The 15,141-nt window shown below is 62.7% G+C and carries 15 protein-coding genes and 1 riboswitch; of the genes, 7 read left to right on the top strand and 8 right to left on the bottom strand.

Going from position 1 to position 15,141, the window contains the following annotated elements; genetic code table 11:
- Position 1 precedes the first annotated feature (1 nt).
- The 7 genes from CAPI_RS06805 to CAPI_RS06835 all read right to left on the bottom strand — a co-directional run bounded on the left by CAPI_RS06805 (position 2) and on the right by CAPI_RS06835 (position 6,557).
- The gene (locus CAPI_RS06805; protein ID WP_018017895.1) at positions 2-604 is read right to left on the bottom strand and encodes an ECF transporter S component; all 603 of its coding nucleotides are present in this window, start codon (positions 602-604) and stop codon (positions 2-4) included.
- Positions 599-706: riboswitch (TPP riboswitch) on the bottom strand. It overlaps the preceding gene by 6 nt.
- 27 nt (positions 707-733) lie before the next feature.
- Entirely contained in the window at positions 734-931 is a 198-nt protein-coding gene (locus tag CAPI_RS06810; protein ID WP_018017896.1) for a hypothetical protein, read from the bottom strand.
- A gap of 76 nt (positions 932-1,007) precedes the next feature.
- Positions 1,008-2,666, bottom strand: coding sequence for a dipeptide ABC transporter ATP-binding protein (locus CAPI_RS06815; protein ID WP_018017897.1), 1,659 nt, complete (start codon positions 2,664-2,666; stop codon positions 1,008-1,010).
- Positions 2,663-3,634 carry an ABC transporter permease gene (locus CAPI_RS06820; protein WP_018017898.1) on the bottom strand — a complete coding sequence of 324 codons (972 nt, stop codon included), beginning with the start codon at positions 3,632-3,634 and terminating at the stop codon, positions 2,663-2,665. The genes CAPI_RS06815 and CAPI_RS06820 overlap by 4 nt, the downstream gene beginning before the upstream one ends.
- Positions 3,627-4,553 (bottom strand): ABC transporter permease, encoded by a 927-nt coding sequence (locus CAPI_RS06825; protein WP_018017899.1) that lies wholly within the window; start codon positions 4,551-4,553, stop codon positions 3,627-3,629. The genes CAPI_RS06820 and CAPI_RS06825 overlap by 8 nt, the downstream gene beginning before the upstream one ends.
- Positions 4,554-4,562: 9 nt before the next feature.
- Positions 4,563-6,134 (bottom strand): peptide ABC transporter substrate-binding protein, encoded by a 1,572-nt coding sequence (locus CAPI_RS06830; RefSeq protein ID WP_018017900.1) that lies wholly within the window; start codon positions 6,132-6,134, stop codon positions 4,563-4,565.
- A gap of 111 nt (positions 6,135-6,245) precedes the next feature.
- Positions 6,246-6,557 carry a DUF2218 domain-containing protein gene (locus tag CAPI_RS06835; RefSeq protein WP_026157179.1) on the bottom strand — a complete coding sequence of 104 codons (312 nt, stop codon included), beginning with the start codon at positions 6,555-6,557 and terminating at the stop codon, positions 6,246-6,248.
- Between the two features lie 90 nt (positions 6,558-6,647).
- Between CAPI_RS06835 and CAPI_RS06840 the strand changes: the two genes are divergently transcribed.
- The 5 genes from CAPI_RS06840 to CAPI_RS06860 all read left to right on the top strand — a co-directional run bounded on the left by CAPI_RS06840 (position 6,648) and on the right by CAPI_RS06860 (position 12,704).
- Positions 6,648-7,550 carry a DUF808 domain-containing protein gene (locus CAPI_RS06840; RefSeq protein ID WP_018017902.1) on the top strand — a complete coding sequence of 301 codons (903 nt, stop codon included), beginning with the start codon at positions 6,648-6,650 and terminating at the stop codon, positions 7,548-7,550.
- A gap of 11 nt (positions 7,551-7,561) precedes the next feature.
- The gene (locus tag CAPI_RS06845) at positions 7,562-9,889 is read left to right on the top strand and encodes an ATP-binding cassette domain-containing protein (RefSeq protein WP_018017903.1); all 2,328 of its coding nucleotides are present in this window, start codon (positions 7,562-7,564) and stop codon (positions 9,887-9,889) included.
- Positions 9,890-9,978: 89 nt separating this feature from the next.
- Positions 9,979-10,395, top strand: coding sequence for a cupin domain-containing protein (locus CAPI_RS06850; RefSeq protein WP_018017904.1), 417 nt, complete (start codon positions 9,979-9,981; stop codon positions 10,393-10,395).
- A 21-nt stretch (positions 10,396-10,416) separates the two neighbouring features.
- Positions 10,417-11,367, top strand: a complete 951-nt coding sequence (locus CAPI_RS06855) for a hypothetical protein (RefSeq protein ID WP_156806899.1) — start codon at positions 10,417-10,419, stop codon at positions 11,365-11,367.
- Positions 11,368-11,375: 8 nt separating this feature from the next.
- The gene (locus CAPI_RS06860) at positions 11,376-12,704 is read left to right on the top strand and encodes a DUF4185 domain-containing protein (protein WP_018017906.1); all 1,329 of its coding nucleotides are present in this window, start codon (positions 11,376-11,378) and stop codon (positions 12,702-12,704) included.
- Here CAPI_RS06860 and CAPI_RS06865 read toward each other — a convergent pair.
- Positions 12,701-13,207, bottom strand: a complete 507-nt coding sequence (locus CAPI_RS06865; protein WP_018017907.1) for a pyridoxamine 5'-phosphate oxidase family protein — start codon at positions 13,205-13,207, stop codon at positions 12,701-12,703. The two genes, CAPI_RS06860 and CAPI_RS06865, sit on opposite strands and share 4 nt — an antisense overlap.
- 266 nt (positions 13,208-13,473) lie before the next feature.
- Here CAPI_RS06865 and CAPI_RS06870 point away from each other — a divergent pair, with 266 nt between their 5' ends.
- Both CAPI_RS06870 and CAPI_RS06875 read left to right on the top strand, forming a co-directional pair.
- Entirely contained in the window at positions 13,474-13,695 is a 222-nt protein-coding gene (locus CAPI_RS06870; protein WP_156806901.1) for a hypothetical protein, read from the top strand.
- A gap of 10 nt (positions 13,696-13,705) precedes the next feature.
- On the top strand, positions 13,706-15,139 hold the full coding sequence (locus CAPI_RS06875; protein ID WP_026157180.1) for a DHA2 family efflux MFS transporter permease subunit: 1,434 nt from the start codon (positions 13,706-13,708) through the stop codon (positions 15,137-15,139).
- Positions 15,140-15,141: the final 2 nt, after the last annotated feature.

Raw genomic sequence — 15,141 nt, forward strand, 5'->3', positions numbered from 1 at the left:
ATTAGGAGTCCGCGCCCTCGAAACGCTCCCGCCCGGCCGCGAACCGGTCCAGCGCCCCGGTGGCTGCCAGTGCCTTGACCAGCCAGTAGCTGAGCAAGCCGGCGAGCACAATTCCGGAGACGACGAGGCACGTCAGGTAGATCGCGTTGAACACCAGGCTCATTGCGAGGTTTCCGGAGGTGAACAGCTCCAGGACGAACGCCCCTAGCGCGGATCCGACGCCGGCGAGCGCTGCGACGGCGGGGGTGAAGCGTCGATACGCGAAGGCGAGGAATACGAGCTCCGCGCCCAAGCCTTGGCTCAGGCCGGAGTAGAGAGTCTCGATACCCCACTGGCTGCCGATCAGCGCCGATACGCTAGCCGCGATGAGCTCCACGAAGATGGCCGCGCCGGGCTTGCGGATGACAAGCCCGCCCACGGTACCGCCGAGAAACCACACACCCGCGACAAGGCCACCGAGGCCGGGGGTCAGGGCATCAAGGGCCTTGAACCCTGCATACCCGAGCGAATTCCACACCCAGAAAATAAGGCCACAGGCGACCCCAAGCACGGCTGCGGTCACGATGTCAATGACGCGCCACTTGGGCGCACGAGATGTAGGCATAGCCCGTGATCCTTCCTAAACGCCGGCATTACCCGGATCAGGTTCGACGGTTCGCCGTGGACGGCGTCTCAGCCCCGACATGGAGCACCCGCGTTGTCTTGTAGGAAGGATCTTAGCAATGGGCTCGTATTAGTTAGAGGACAGCTCCCCGAATGTGCACGAAGCGAACTCGTGGTCCTGGGACGCGCCGATTACGCACTGGTCCGCGTCGTCGTGGGAGGCGACGCCGAACCCCGGGTCCACGTCTGGAACCGATGGGGGCAGAAGAACAGAGCTCGCGAAGATTCCGGCGAGAAGTTTGGGAAGAAACGACACGACGTATGACATAGCCCCGAGGGTATGGCCGCGGCGCCACCGGGTGCACATTCGTGCCGGAGTTCGGCACGAAAGTGCACACCCGCACCTACCCCACGTCGATTCCCAGGTTCTCTCCCGTCCCCAGCTCAATGTTGAGGCCGGGCACCGAATTGATGAGGTTTCGCGTGTACTCCTCGGCTGGGTTGTCAAAGACGCTGTCCGCGGTGCCCTTTTCGACGACCTTTCCCTGCCGCATCACCACGATATCGTCAGCCGTTTGCCTCACCACGGCGAGATCGTGGGTGATGAACAGGTAAGACAGGCGCAGTTCGCTTTGCAGATCCGTCAGCAGGTGCAGGATCTGGTTTTGGACCAAGACGTCGAGGGCGGAGACCGCCTCATCCAGCACGATGACCTCCGGGTTGAGTGCCATCGCACGGGCAATGGCGATGCGCTGCCGCTGCCCGCCCGAGAGCTCGTTGGGGTACCGGCGCATCGCGGAACGCGGCATCTGCACCATGTCCAACAGCTCAGAAACGCGAGCCTCCCGCTCCTTGCGGCTGCCAACCTTGTGCAGGGTGAGGGGCTCCTCAATACACCGGTAGATGGAGTACATCGGGTCGAGCGAACCGTAGGGGTTCTGGAAGACCACCTGCATGCGGCGGCGGACGTCGAAAAGTTCTTTGCGCGACAGTTTGGACACGTCGCGCCCCTCGAACTCCACTGCCCCGCTCGTCGGCTCAAGCAGACTTAGGACCATATTGGCCACGGTCGACTTACCCGAGCCGGACTCGCCCACGAGGGCGAGGGTGGATCCCCGGCGGAGGTCGAAGGAGACACCATCGACGGCTCGGAGTGAACCGAACTCTTTCACAAGATCGGTCACCCGCACAACGACTTCCTCGCTGGCCACGTCGGCGGCGAGCGATTCAGCCGTTTCCAATCCCTTCGCCTTCGCCGACTGGATACGGGCCGATGCCAGCGAGGGCGCCGCGGTGACGAGCCGCTTCGTGTACGGGTGCTGCGGAGCGCGCAGGATCTGCAGGCTCGGCCCCTTCTCGACGATACGTCCCCGGTGCATGACCACGAGGTGATCCGCGCGCTCCGCGGCCAAACCGAGGTCGTGGGTGATGAACAATAACGCCGTGCCCAGCTCTTTGGTGAGGGTTTCCAGGTGGTCGAGGATGCGCTTTTGCACAGTGACGTCGAGGGCCGACGTCGGCTCGTCGGCAATAAGCAGGGCGGGCCGCGCGGCAAGCCCCATGGCGATGAGCGCGCGCTGCCGCATCCCACCAGAGAACTCGTGCGGATACTGCTTGGCACGCTTCTCGACGTCCGGCAGCCCGGCCTCCTCCAAAAGGGAGAGCACGCGGGCGTGGCGCTCAGAGCCCGCGGCGATATTGTTTGCACGCAGCGCCTCCTCGACCTGGGTGCCGATGCGCCACACCGGGTTGAGGTTACTCATCGGATCCTGCGGGACAAGGCCGATTTGGCTGCCGCGGATCCTCTCCCAGCCCTTTTCATCCAGCTCAGTCAGCTCCTCGCCGTTGAGCTTGATTGACCCCGCCGTCACTTTGCCTGTGCCCGGCAGTAGCCCGAGGATGGACATAGCGGCCGTTGACTTCCCAGAACCGGACTCGCCGACGATAGCGACCGACTGGCCGGGGTAGATGGTCAGGTCGACGTCGCGCACGGCCTCGACGGTGCCGGTTGTGGATTCGAAGGAGATCCGCAGACCCTCGATGTCGAGTAGTGGTTCGCTCATCGCTTCCTCGCTTTCGGGTCGAGGGCGTCGCGGATCGCATCGCCCATCATGATAAAGCTCAGCACCGTCAGCGCGAGAGCGATGGCCGGGTAGAAGAGCACCATTGGCTGAGTGCGCAGCGAGGCCTGGGCTGCGGAAATATCCCCGCCCCAGGACACGACCGTCGCCGGCAACCCGATGCCAAGGAAGGACAGGGTCGCCTCCGCAACGATGAAGGTTCCAAGAGCGACGGTGGCGTACACGATGATCGGCGCCGCTGCGTTGGGCATGACGTGGGAGGTGATGATGCGCAGGTTCGACGCGCCCAACGCGCGGGCAGCCGTAACAAACTCATCATTCTTTACTCCCAGCACAGCACCGCGGGTGATTCTCGCGATCTGGGTCCACCCGAACATCGCTAGTGCCAGCACAACCATCCACACCGAGCGTTTGTTTTGGAACATGGACATCACGACGATGGCGGCCAAGACGAGGGGCACGGCAAAGAAGATGTCGGTGAGCCGCGACAAGATGGCATCCCACACGCCGCCGTAGAAACCGGCGAGGGCGCCGACGATGGAACCGATCACCGTGACAAGCAGCGTGGTGAGCACTCCCACTGTGACCGAGGCGCGGGCGCCATAGACGGTGCGGGAGTAAATGTCACAACCCTGGCGATTGAATCCGAAGGGGTGGCCCGAGCTTGGGCCCGCGAGGGAATGCGAGAGGACACATTCCCGCGGGTCCACCGTCGTAAAGAGACCAGGCGCGAGCGCCAAGGCGAGAGCGGCGAGGATGAGCAGACCGGAGATCCAGAACAGCGGGCGCCGGCGCAGGTAGCGCCAGGCATCAGTCCATTGGCTCGCGGGGGCAGAGCCGTCGGCAACGGCGTCGACCGCTCCCAAGCCGGTCTCGTCTGTCTCCGCGATGAAGTACTCCTGGCCGCGAAGCGGCGCGTTTAGTCCTTGAGGTTCTTGAGAGTTAGGCATAGCGAATCCTTGGGTCAAGAACGGCGTAGAGGAGGTCCACAATGAGGTTGGCCACGATGTAGACGATGACCAAAACGGTGGTGAAAGACACGACCGTTGCGGGTTCTCCCTTGATGATTCCTTGGTAAATCGTGCCACCCACGCCGTTGATCCCGAAGATGCCTTCGGTGACGATGGCGCCACCCATCAAAGCTCCCAGGTCCGACCCGAGGAACGTCACCACGGGGATGAGCGAATTTCGCAGAACGTGGCGGGTCATTACGGTGCTTCCGGAGAGCCCTTTTGCCCGAGCCGTGCGCACGTAATCCGCTCGGAGGTTGTCGCTCACACTGTTGCGCGTCAACCGCACGACGTACGCGAAGGACAACGAACCGAGCACGATCGCGGGCATGAGCAGAGCCACGAACGACTCGTTCCTTCCGACGGTGACGGGGAGCAACCCCCACTTGACACCGACGAGGTACTGCAGGACGAAGCCGATAACAAACGAGGGCACGGCGATGACAAACAGCGAGATGACCAAGATCGTCGAGTCGAAAGCGCCGCCGCGGCGCATTCCCGCGATGACGCCGAACAGGATGCCAAAGACCGATTCAAACGCCAGCGCCATCAGCGCCAACTTGGCGGTGACGGGGAACGCGTTGGCCATGACCGCGGAGACCGGCTGGCCCGAGAAGGTCATGCCGAAGTCGCCGGTGAAGATCCCCTTCAGGTACAAGAGATACTGAACGAGAAACGGCTTGTCCAGGTTGTATTCCGCCTCAATGCGCGCGCGGGCCGCCTCCGACAAGCCTCGGTCCCCGCCGAGTGCCTGCACAGGATCACCCGGCATCAGGAAGACGAGAGCGTAGAGGAGCAGGGTGGCGCCGAAGAAGACGGGGATCATCTGAAGCAGGCGCCGTCCGATGTAACGGAGCATGACTGCGCGCTACTTCTTGGTGATTTCTTCGTAGACGGGCTGGCTCTTCCAAGAGAAGGTCACGTTCTCCACCTTGTCAGAGGACCCACCGGTCGTGTTGGAATACCACAGCGGGATTGCGGGAAGCTCCTTGAGGAGGATTTCCTGCGCCTCGTTGTACTTCGGCTGTGCGGCCTCGGCACTGCCGGCCGTCGCTGCTTCCTTCACCAGCCGGTCGAAATCGGCGTTGGAGTAGTCACCATCGTTGGAGCTAGCACCGGTGGTGTACAAGGGGGTGAGGAAATTGCCCAGCAGCGGGAAGTCCGCCTGCCAGCCGGTGCGGAACGCGCCTTGAATGGTGCGCTTCTTCACGTCGTCGCGAAGCGACTTGAAGTCTGGGTATGCGTTGCCCACTGCGTCAATGCCGAGGGTGTTGCGGATCGAGTTCGCCACCGCGTCGGCCCACGCTTGGTGGCCACCGTCTGCGTTGTAGGAAATGGTGAACTGGCCGGTGAACGGCGAGATTGCGTCGGCTTCCGCCCACAGGCGCTTGGCTTCCTCGGGGTTGTAGGAGAGCACATCCGCGCCCTGCAGGGAGTCAGAGTGGCCGGGAATGACCGGTGAGGTGAAGTCCGTTGCCGGGGTCCGCGTCCCGTCGAAAATTGTCTGGGTGATCTCCTCGCGGTTGATGGCGCGGGAGATGGCCTGGCGGCGCAGCACACCCTCCTCGCCGGAGAAGTGCGGCAGGTTTTGCGGGATCGTGAAGGACTGGAAGACTGCGCCGGGCTTGTTGACGGCGCGCTCCCCCAGCTCGTCGCGGTAGGTCGAGAAAGCGGAATCCGGAATAGCGTCGAGGACGTCCAGGTTGCCGGCGAGGAGGTCGGAGTATGCGGCGTCCTGCTGCGCGTAAAAGACGTAGGTCACCCCGTCATTCTTCGGTGTGCGGTCCCCGGTGTATTCGTCGTTGGGAACGATGGTGGCGTCCTGGTTGTGGTTCCACTCGCTGAGCTTGTACGGGCCGTTACTGACCGGTTTTTGGCCGTAGGCCTCAATATCGTCGTAGGCACTCGGGTGCAGCGGGTAGAACGCCGAGTATCCGAGGGTGGAGGGGAAATCCGCCTCGGGCTGGGCCAGCTCGACCGTGAATGTCTTCTCGTCGACGACCTTCAGGCCTTCCATTTCCTTCGCCCCCTCGGCGTAGCCGAGGATGGGTTCGAAGAAGGAGGCGGACAGCAGCGAGTTCTCTACCGTGTAGTTCCACGCCTTAACGAAGTCCTCGGCGGTGACGTTGGTGCCATCGGACCACTTCGCGTCGTCCTTCAGAGTGATCCGGTAGGTCTTGTCGCCCTCAAGGTCGATCGACTTGGCCAGGTCGTTGTGGGCATGCCCGTCGGCGTCGTAGTAAACGAGGCCCGCGTAAATCTTCTCGACGATTCGGCCGCCCCCGGTTTCATTCGTGTTCCCGGGGATCAGCGGGTTCTGCGGCTCGGAGCCGTTCACCATCACGTAGTCACCCTCGCCCGATCCTTCGTTTCCGCAGGCTACGAGGCTAAAAGTTAAGGTGCTCGCAGCGACAATCGCCGCCGTCTTCCTCAGGTGCACGGCATCTCCTTCAGTTGCTAAGTAACAGGAAGTACCCAGCAGTGCGACACGTCACACGTTATGGGTTCCCCACATTTCACCACAGGAGACCTTCACAAAGGAAAACCTTCCTCACCCTCCTCTCACCCATGTCACGACGAGACCGTCCCGTTCTCCGAATCGTTCCAGGTGACGGCCAACAACCCCCTCCATTCTCTCCACATTTTCGGGGGTGGCCTGAAGGGTGAGCATGAGTACGTCTTCCCCACACAACATGTCGCAGGTTGTCGGGGCACCGTCTGAGGGGAACACGAGCTGGCCGCGCATCGCGTCAGGGTCCCACTCCGCTTCGATCTTCCTGCCGAAGTGGCTGGCCATTTGCTTGCCGTAGCGCCCGGCCCGTTCGGTTCTTACCCGGGCAGTCGACGTGATGAGTTCACCCATGCCCCACACGGTACCGCCCGTTTATGATGGCGAGTTAGCACACACAGTGCTCTCAGTCTTTCCCCTTCTTCCCGACGAAAGGTGGTCGCCGTGTCCGGTGGCTTACTCGCGCTTCTCGACGACGTTGCGCTCATTGCCCGTACCGCTTCCGCCTCGGTGGACGATATCGCCGGGATGGCCGCCAAAACCTCGGCGAAAGCCGCGGGGGTGGTCATCGATGACGCTGCCGTGACCCCGCAATACGTCTCCGACGTCTCCCCGGCCCGCGAGCTACCGATGATCTGGAAGATCACCAAAGGCTCACTGCGCAACAAGCTGGTGATCGTTCTTCCGATCGCGCTGCTCCTCAACGCGGTTGCTCCATGGGCCCTGGTGCCCATCCTCATGGTGGGCGGCACCTACCTGTGTTTTGAGGGGGCCGAGAAGATCGCGCAGAAGCTTGGAGGCCATCACGAGGACCCGTCGGCAAAAGGCGCCAAGAATGAGAAGACGCTAGTCCGCAGTGCAATCACGACCGATCTCATCCTCTCGGCGGAAATCATGATCATCTCCCTCGACCAGGTCAAAGACGAGCCGTTCCTGATGGAGACGGCGGTGCTGATCGCGGTGGGTATCCTCATGACGGTCGTGGTCTACGGGGCTGTCGCTGTCCTGGTCAAGGTCGACGACATCGGGCTGGGAATGATCCAGCGTGGCCATACCCCTCGTCTGGGGCGCGCCCTCGTCACCGCGATGCCTTATGTCCTCTCGCTGATTGGGGTGGTTGGAACGGTGGCGATGCTGTGGGTAGGCGGGCACCTCATCATCCGGGGCCTGCATGAGGTTTTCGGGTGGCACGCTCTTCACGACCTCATTGAGCGCGGTGTCCACGCTGTCGGCGGTGGTGCGATCGGATGGTGCGTGGAAACGGGCATCTCGCTTGTCATCGGACTCATCGCCGGATTCATCGTGTTCGGCGTCATGTCGCTGGTAGCTAAAGTCCGGTCCCGCTAGGTTTTTCGCCCGTGCAGCATGACGTCATCCGGGTCACTGGAGCCCGCGAGAACAACCTCCACAGCGTTTCAGTTGACATTCCCAAACACAGTCTGACGGTCTTCGCTGGCTTGTCAGGGTCGGGCAAATCCTCGTTGGCGTTTAACGTCATCGCCGCCGAATCCCGCCGGCTGATCAACGAGACGTATTCCACCTTCGTGCAGGGTTTCATGCCCTCCATGGCACGCCCAGACGTCGACAAGCTCGAAGGCTTAACCACGGCGATCGTTGTCGACCAAGAGCCCCTCGGCGCCAGTGCTCGTTCGACCGTGGGCACCGCAACCGATGTCACCGCGATGTTGCGCGTTCTCTTTTCCCGCATTGCGGAGCCGAACGCGGGCGGGCCCGGCGCGTACTCCTTCAACGTCCCGTCCGTCTCGGGCGGAGGCGTCCTCACCGACGCCCGCGGTCGCAAAAAAGTGCTGCGTAACTACAAGCGCACGGGCGGAATGTGCCCAGCGTGCGAAGGCACGGGTAGGGCCTCGACCCTCGACGTGGAGGAGGTCGTGGACCGGAGCCTCTCGCTTATCGACGGCGCCATTCGCGTCCCTGGTTACAAGCCCGGGTCGTGGCAGCTGCGGCACTTCATCGATTCCGGCTTTTTCCCTATCGACGTTCCCCTCGCGCAGTTTACCGAGGAACAGTTGCACGCATTGTTGTGGTCAGAACCGAAACGTGTTGACTACCTCGGGTTCAACACGACGTACGAGGGGTTGATCCCCAAACTGACGAAGTCCCTGAAGGGCAAGGAAAAAGAGGGCCTTCCAAAGGCGATGCGTGAATTCGCCGACCGCGCCCTGGCTACGGGTCCCTGCCCGACCTGCCACGGCACCCGCCTCGCGGAACACGCGCTGGAATCCCGCGTGGAGGGGAACAACATCGCCGAGCTGTGCCTCATGGAAGTCGGCGAGCTCGCGGAGTGGTTCACCCGTATCGACGCCCCCTCGGTTGCCCCCCTCGTCGAGGCGATTCGCGAAACGTTGGCGACGTTCAGCATGATTGGCTTGGACTACCTCACCCTTGACCGCCCAACGTCGACCTTGTCTGGCGGTGAGGCGCAGCGCGTCAAGATGGTCAGGCACCTCGGTTCCGCCCTGACGAACGTCACGTACGTATTCGACGAACCCACCGCGGGGCTCCACCCCGCAGACATCGACCGCATGAACACCCTCCTTCTCGCGTTGCGAGATAAGGGAAACACCGTCTTGGTGGTCGAGCACAAGCCGCAGACCATCGGGATCGCTGACCGCGTAGTCGAGCTGGGCCCCGGGGCCGGTACCTCGGGCGGCACGATCGTATTTTCGGGCAGCGTTGCGCAGCTCCGCGATGCAGGGACCGTAACGGCCCGCCACCTGCAGGACCGTTACGAACTCAAACCGGACAGTGAATGCAGACCTGGAAGTGGCGTCATCAGCGTACGCGGGGCCTCAGGCAACAACCTCGGTTCGGTTGATGTCGACATCCCGCGCGCTGCGCTCACCGTGATCACGGGTGTCGCCGGTTCCGGGAAGTCGACGCTCGCTCGCTCCATTCCGCGGGACGAGAAGACGGTGTGGGTCGACCAGTCCGCCATTTCAGGCTCACGGTGCTCCAACCCCGCCACCTTCACAGGCGCCCTCGACCCGATCAGGAAAGCGTTTGCCAAAGAGAACGGCGTCACACCTTCGCTTTTCTCCCCCAATTCCGAGGGTGCGTGCGAGAACTGCAAGGGTGCCGGGGTTGTCTACGTGGATCTCGGGATCATGCAGGGTGTCGATGTCCCGTGCGAGGTCTGCGAGGGAAAGCGCTTCGACCAAGCGGTTTTGGAGTATTCATTCGGCGGCAAAGATATCTCTGAGGTGCTCGCCATGCCCGCCGGAGAGGCTGCCGGGTTCTTCGCCGAGCACCGAGTCCCCGCCGCTGCCCGCATCGCGGGCTACCTTGTCGACGTCGGCCTCGGGTACATCCGCCTCGGCCAACCGTTGACGACTCTGTCGGGCGGAGAGCGCCAGCGTCTCAAACTGGCGAGCCACCTCAACGACAAAGCCACCCTCTTCATTCTCGATGAGCCCACCCATGGCCTTCACGTCGCGGACTCTTTCAACCTGGTAAAGCTCTTCGACTCGCTCGTTGACAAGGGCGCAACCGTTGTCATAATCGAACACAACCCGGCTGTCATCACCCGGGCCGACCACATCATCGATATGGGACCTGGCGCTGGATCGGCAGGCGGCCGCATTGTCGCCCAGGGCACCCCTTCCCTCGTGGCACAGTCGAAGTCCTCGGTCACCGGTCGCTACCTCAAGGGTTTGAGCGCCTAAGCCCAGCAAGATACGGGCGGGACTCCACCGCCCACGGAATATCGCTACCGTGGGGTGTGCACAGAGATTGCACGACCAAGGAGGAATCTATGTCCAAGGGCGTTGGAGACCACGGCCCGAACCCGTACAAGGTCAACATTGAACAGGCAACCGTTACGAACGACGCGTTCCGGGACACATTGTGGACCGGTAAGAACCTCCAGCTGACCGTGATGTCCATCCCGGCCGGGGGCGAGATTGGCGCGGAAATCCACGACGGGCACGACCAGTTCCTGCGCATCGAGGAAGGCAAGGTCCGTGCGATGATCGGCTCGAGCGAGGACGATCTCGAGCTGGATGAGATCGCGGAGGATGACGATGCGATCTTCGTGCCCGCCGGTAAGTGGCACAACTTTGTCAACGTCGGGGAAGAACCCGTCAAGCTGTACTCCATCTATGCCCCGCCGGAGCACGAGCCCGGCACGTTCCACGCGACAAAGGCCGACGCCGACGCCGCGGAGGAGTAGCGGGCCCCTAAGATGGGGCGGGTGAACACCTATCGTCTTGCTCCGTCGGCCTGGGGCGTGGCGGTGGAGGTACCTCTCGTCGGCGTCGATCAAGCAGTATTGCGAACTGAACTGGCGCCTAGGCGCGGGACACAGTACCTATCAATCTCCCTTCACGACGACAACGGTGCCTGGCTGGTTCGTCTGGGAGACGCGAGGATCGGGTCCGTTACCGCCTCGCAGCGGGCGCGCTTTCCCGAGGTAGAGCGCGTCCACCGTTCCGGTCTGGTACCCGAAACACTGGCCGGGGTGCGATTTAACGCCGGCATCGGCATGTTTGGGGCGGTTGTTTTCCTACCTCCGTCCCCGCTGGCCGTCCCCCGCAACGGCACGCCACGTGGCGGCCACGCGCTCCCGCCCGGCGACATGGTTGTCGTCGACACAGCCACGGGCGATTTCACCCCTTCCCAGCTGGCCAACCTCGGGCCGAGCCAGCTGGTGGTCGGTCTCGAAGTAGTCACCGGGCGCGTCGTTGCAACGTACGGGGGCCGCCCACTGGGGGGATTCTCGCCCGAGGACAGTGCTACGCTTGCAGCCTTGCTTGTCGACGCTCCCGCGGCCCCGCACGCGCGCGCTTTCATACTCAACGGCATGGCGGGGCTCGATGTGGGCGGCCCGGCCACGCCGGGAGAGCAGATACCCGCATTGTCCGCGCCGGCGCCTGAAACATGGCCCGAAACACGGCCTGAAACATGGCCTGAAACATGGAAGGTCACCGACTTTCCCGACGGGACGTGGGCTGTCACTGCGCCTCTGACTGCTCCTCCGCCCCGCGGGCGTCGCATGGTGCGGGAGCCGGGTGCTGCAGATTTCACACCCACTCGTTCATGGTCGGTTTCCGCCGGAAACTATCTCACCGAGGTGGAGAAGGTCAGGCTGAGGCGCCTTCACGACGCCCGGAAAGCCGGCGGACGTCACAGGCTATTGTTATAGTCCTTTGCGTGACCCTCCACCGAAAGCTCCTTGCGTTTTCAGTTGCCGGTAGCCTCGGCCTCGCCGCACTGACCGTTCCCGCCGCCTCCGCCTCCTCCCTCAGTTCCGGCGGACGGGTGACAACCGACGACCCGACTCCGCCCGGCCCTAGCCTCCCGGTCACCATGCCCGGTGGGTTTACCGTTCAGCTCATCGGCGACATTCTGGGCAAAGACCTGGGAGGTTTTGTCGGTGACCTCGGGGTCATGTCGCCAATCGGAAATGGCGACACCTTCACGATGATCTTCGGCGACTCGTTCCTCGGCGGGGCGTTTGGCACTGGAGAGTGGCTCAGCCCCGTGGGTGTGGTGGCGCAGTTGATCGATGGCGTCGTTAAGATCGTGCGGCCGTTAAACGACGGTGAGAAGGTCGGTCAGCTGATCAAGTACGAACACACCGACAGCTTGACGCTGATCCCGTCCGACGTGATGAACGTCAATGGGACGCTCTATCTGCAGGGCATGTGGAATAAGGGAATTGGCAATGTCCGCCAGACGGAGATCTGGAAGTCGACGGACGACGGCAAGACCTGGGCTTCGATCGGAAAAACCAGCCCGTCATTTATGGGGGGAATGGGCAACCTCATCTCTTGGCAGCAAGGCCAGGACGGGTTCTTCTACGTCGTATCTTCAGGCTTCCAGCGGAAAGACCCCGTCTACCTGTCGCGGTTCACCCTCAACCAAATTGGGGACCGAACGAAGTGGGAGGTCTACGATCCCACGACGAAGTCCTGGGGAACCAGCGCTAACCCGATCCTGCAAAAGAACGTCAAGGCCGGGGAGATGAACCTGCGCTACATCGACGGATATTGGGTTCTGGCCATGTTTAACGAATCCACCGGGGCTATCGAGGTCCGCGCCTCGAAGGAGCTGGCACGCAACTGGGATGACGTGCCCGCGGCGACGGTGGTGAAGAACGGACCGTGGGCTGGCACCCAGTCCCCGATCAATTTCTCCCAGCCTTACGGTGGCTATATCGTGCCGGGATCCACGCTGGCAGACATGAATATCATCGTCTCGCAGTGGAACACGTCGAACAACAGCCGCTACAACTCAACACAATTTAACATCAAGGGACTGGATACGTTCTTCCAGGTCACGCCAAGCGAAACCGTCCTCAAGGTGACGGAGACGCCGGCCGTCGCTAACACCCCGGAGCAGGCCGCGGAAGATTCCCTTCTAGAGCGGCAGCCAGAAGTGATTGCCGTCGTCGCGGCGGATGACGCTGGTGGCGGCACTGGGGCCACCCCCGGGGCCACCCCTGGGGCCACCCCTGGGGCCACAGCCACGACGAACTAGGCGTCCAGCACTTTCACGCGCCACCCGCTGCCCTCGTAGCTGTACTCCACGCGGGTGGCGTTGCGCGCATCCACCGCTTGGAAGTACTCAAAGCGAACGGGTTCGATCCGCCACACGTTAAAGGACTCGCTCGGCGCTGCCTCGAGTCGAGCGGACCCACGCACTCGGACCGCGCGGTTCATCGGCTGCCACCAAAAGTTCAACGCGGCTACGGGGCTGTCCGTCATCTGCTCCACTTTTGTTGAGCCCGCGCCGGTGCCAAAAGAGAACCCGTCGTGGTCGAGTTTCATCAGGTTCATCACGCGCGCGTCGGGAACGCCGTTTTCGTCGACAGTGGCGACGGTCGCCGCGCGGACATCCTCGCAACCCGCGTCGACGGCCTTTTCAAACCACTCCGCGAACAGTTCAAACGGGTCGGCAGGGAGGTTGCCGGTATCAAAAACGGGGGCGTGCCCGGTGAGAGAAGATAGCCCCGCGAGGTATTCCGAATCTAGGTACGTCATGGGCTACACGCTACTTGTTCACCGCAGTTTCAGTCGGGTAAAACCTGGGTTTCACCTGTGACATTAATCGTTCCGGACTATGCCTCTCTCACCTCGTGTCGCCGCGGTCCTGTCCCTCGCGGTCCTTGCCCACCCACTCATTCAGCCATCTGCCCTGCCGTCTGCTGTCGCTGCGGAGCTGTCCCGTTTCACCGTCCCTAATGTCACCGATTTCCACGGCCGTTGGGCAGAAGCGGAGGGTGTCCCGGGCGCTCTTCACCTGAAGTGTGCCGTCGATAAGCAATCACATCGATCCCTCCTACCGCCCCGCCAACCTTAACGAGGCCGGCCGGGCTCAGGTTGTCCTGCCCATCCGCTCCGCGGGGACCCACACATTGCGGATCACCACCGATGCCGGCACGGATATTTCCCTTCCGCTGACAGTCGGTGAAGGCGCGTCGACGTCCCCCGCCCTCAGCTCGCCACTCAGTTCATTGCTGCTGAGGTAGAGTTCGGTCGGTGAAAACTACGCCTCGCTCACCTTGGCCCGCATTGCTGTCGATGATGCTGGGGTTCTTCATGATCCTCGTGGACTCCACCATCGTGTCGGTTGCAATTCCCACCATCTCGGCGGCCTTCGGGGCCAGTTACGACGGCGTGATCTGGGTCAACAGTGCCTACCTCCTGGCCTATGCCGTTCCTCTACTGGTCACGGGGCGGTTGGGCGATAGGTTCGGACCGCGCGTTATCTACCTCGCGGGGCTGGCCCTGTTCACAGTGTCTTCCCTGGCCTGCGGCCTGGCACACTCCATCGAGGCACTCATCGCGGCGCGAGCCGTTCAGGGGCTCGGGGGCGCACTTGTTACCCCGCAGACCATGGCTGTCATGATCCGCACCTTTTCACCGGAACAGCGCGGCGGTGCGATGGGTGCCTGGGGGGCCACGGCCGGGTTGGCCACGATTGTGGGACCCCTCCTCGGCGGCCTGCTTGTCGACGCCGCCGGGTGGGACTGGATCTTCTTCGTCAACGTCCCTGTTGGCGTCATCGGGTTCATTCTGGCGTGGATTTTCGTTCCCACGTTGGACAACACGGCGCGGCGGTTCGACTGGGCAGGTGTCGCCTTAAGCGCCGTGGCAATGTTCTGTCTCATCTTCGGCATCCAGGAAGGCGACCGTCTGAACTGGGACTGGCGCCCATTCGCCCTGATCGCCGCAGGAGTGGTGTTCCTGGCCTTGTTCGTTGGGTGGCAGACTCGCATGCGCGGTGACGCTCTCGTGCCCCTCTCGCTGTTCCGGGATCGCAACTTCTCCCTCGCCTCCCTCACGGTGGCCACGGTTGGTTTCACGGTCTCTACCTTCATGATCCCCTGGATGATCTACGTGCAGTCAGTCAAAGGCTTCAGCCCCACCGACGCCGCTCTGCTCATCCTCCCCTCTGGGGTGATGTCAGGCGTCGTCGCACCGTGGATTGGCCGGTTGACGGATGCGCGGCCGCCCAAGCCCTTCGCCATCGCCGGTTTGGTGTTGACGGGGCTCTCGGTGGCGCTGAGCACCGTCATCGCCGATCCGACTATCGCCCCACAGTGGATGCTCGCCGTTTCCGTCGTCGCCGGGTTGGGTAACTCGATGATGTGGGGCCCGCTCTCGATGATCGCGACGCGCAACCTCGAACCTGCACTGGCTGGCGCGGGCTCCTCGGTGTACAACACCGTCCGCCAAGTCGGCGCGGTCATTGGCTCGGCGAGCATCGCCGCCATGATGGCGGCACAACTCAACGCCCAGCTGGGCCAGTCCGAGGGGGCGAGTCCAACTCAGGTTGGGCGCGTTCCCGAAGCAATCAGCCAACCTTTCGCGCTGGCCATGTCGCATTCGCTGTGGCTACCGGCACTGGTGATCTTCGCGGGCGCGGGCATCGCGGCGTTTTTCGCTCGAACTGAGACATGGAAGCAGTAAGC

It is taken from the genome of Corynebacterium capitovis DSM 44611 (genome assembly GCF_030440535.1).
Classification (GTDB): Bacteria; Actinomycetota; Actinomycetes; order Mycobacteriales; family Mycobacteriaceae; genus Corynebacterium; species Corynebacterium capitovis.

Bases quoted from the DNA above. Each gene is read 5' to 3' on its own strand.
- CAPI_RS06805 (WP_018017895.1), bottom strand. From the start codon at position 604: ATGCCTACATCTCGTGCGCCCAAGTGGCGCGTCATTGACATCGTGACC.
- CAPI_RS06810 (WP_018017896.1), bottom strand. From the start codon at position 931: ATGTCATACGTCGTGTCGTTTCTTCCCAAACTTCTCGCCGGAATCTTC.
- CAPI_RS06815 (WP_018017897.1), bottom strand. From the start codon at position 2,666: ATGAGCGAACCACTACTCGACATCGAGGGTCTGCGGATCTCCTTCGAA.
- CAPI_RS06820 (WP_018017898.1), bottom strand. From the start codon at position 3,634: ATGCCTAACTCTCAAGAACCTCAAGGACTAAACGCGCCGCTTCGCGGC.
- CAPI_RS06825 (WP_018017899.1), bottom strand. From the start codon at position 4,553: ATGCTCCGTTACATCGGACGGCGCCTGCTTCAGATGATCCCCGTCTTC.
- CAPI_RS06835 (WP_026157179.1), bottom strand. From the start codon at position 6,557: ATGGGTGAACTCATCACGTCGACTGCCCGGGTAAGAACCGAACGGGCC.
- CAPI_RS06850 (WP_018017904.1), top strand. From the start codon at position 9,979: ATGTCCAAGGGCGTTGGAGACCACGGCCCGAACCCGTACAAGGTCAAC.
- CAPI_RS06865 (WP_018017907.1), bottom strand. From the start codon at position 13,207: ATGACGTACCTAGATTCGGAATACCTCGCGGGGCTATCTTCTCTCACC.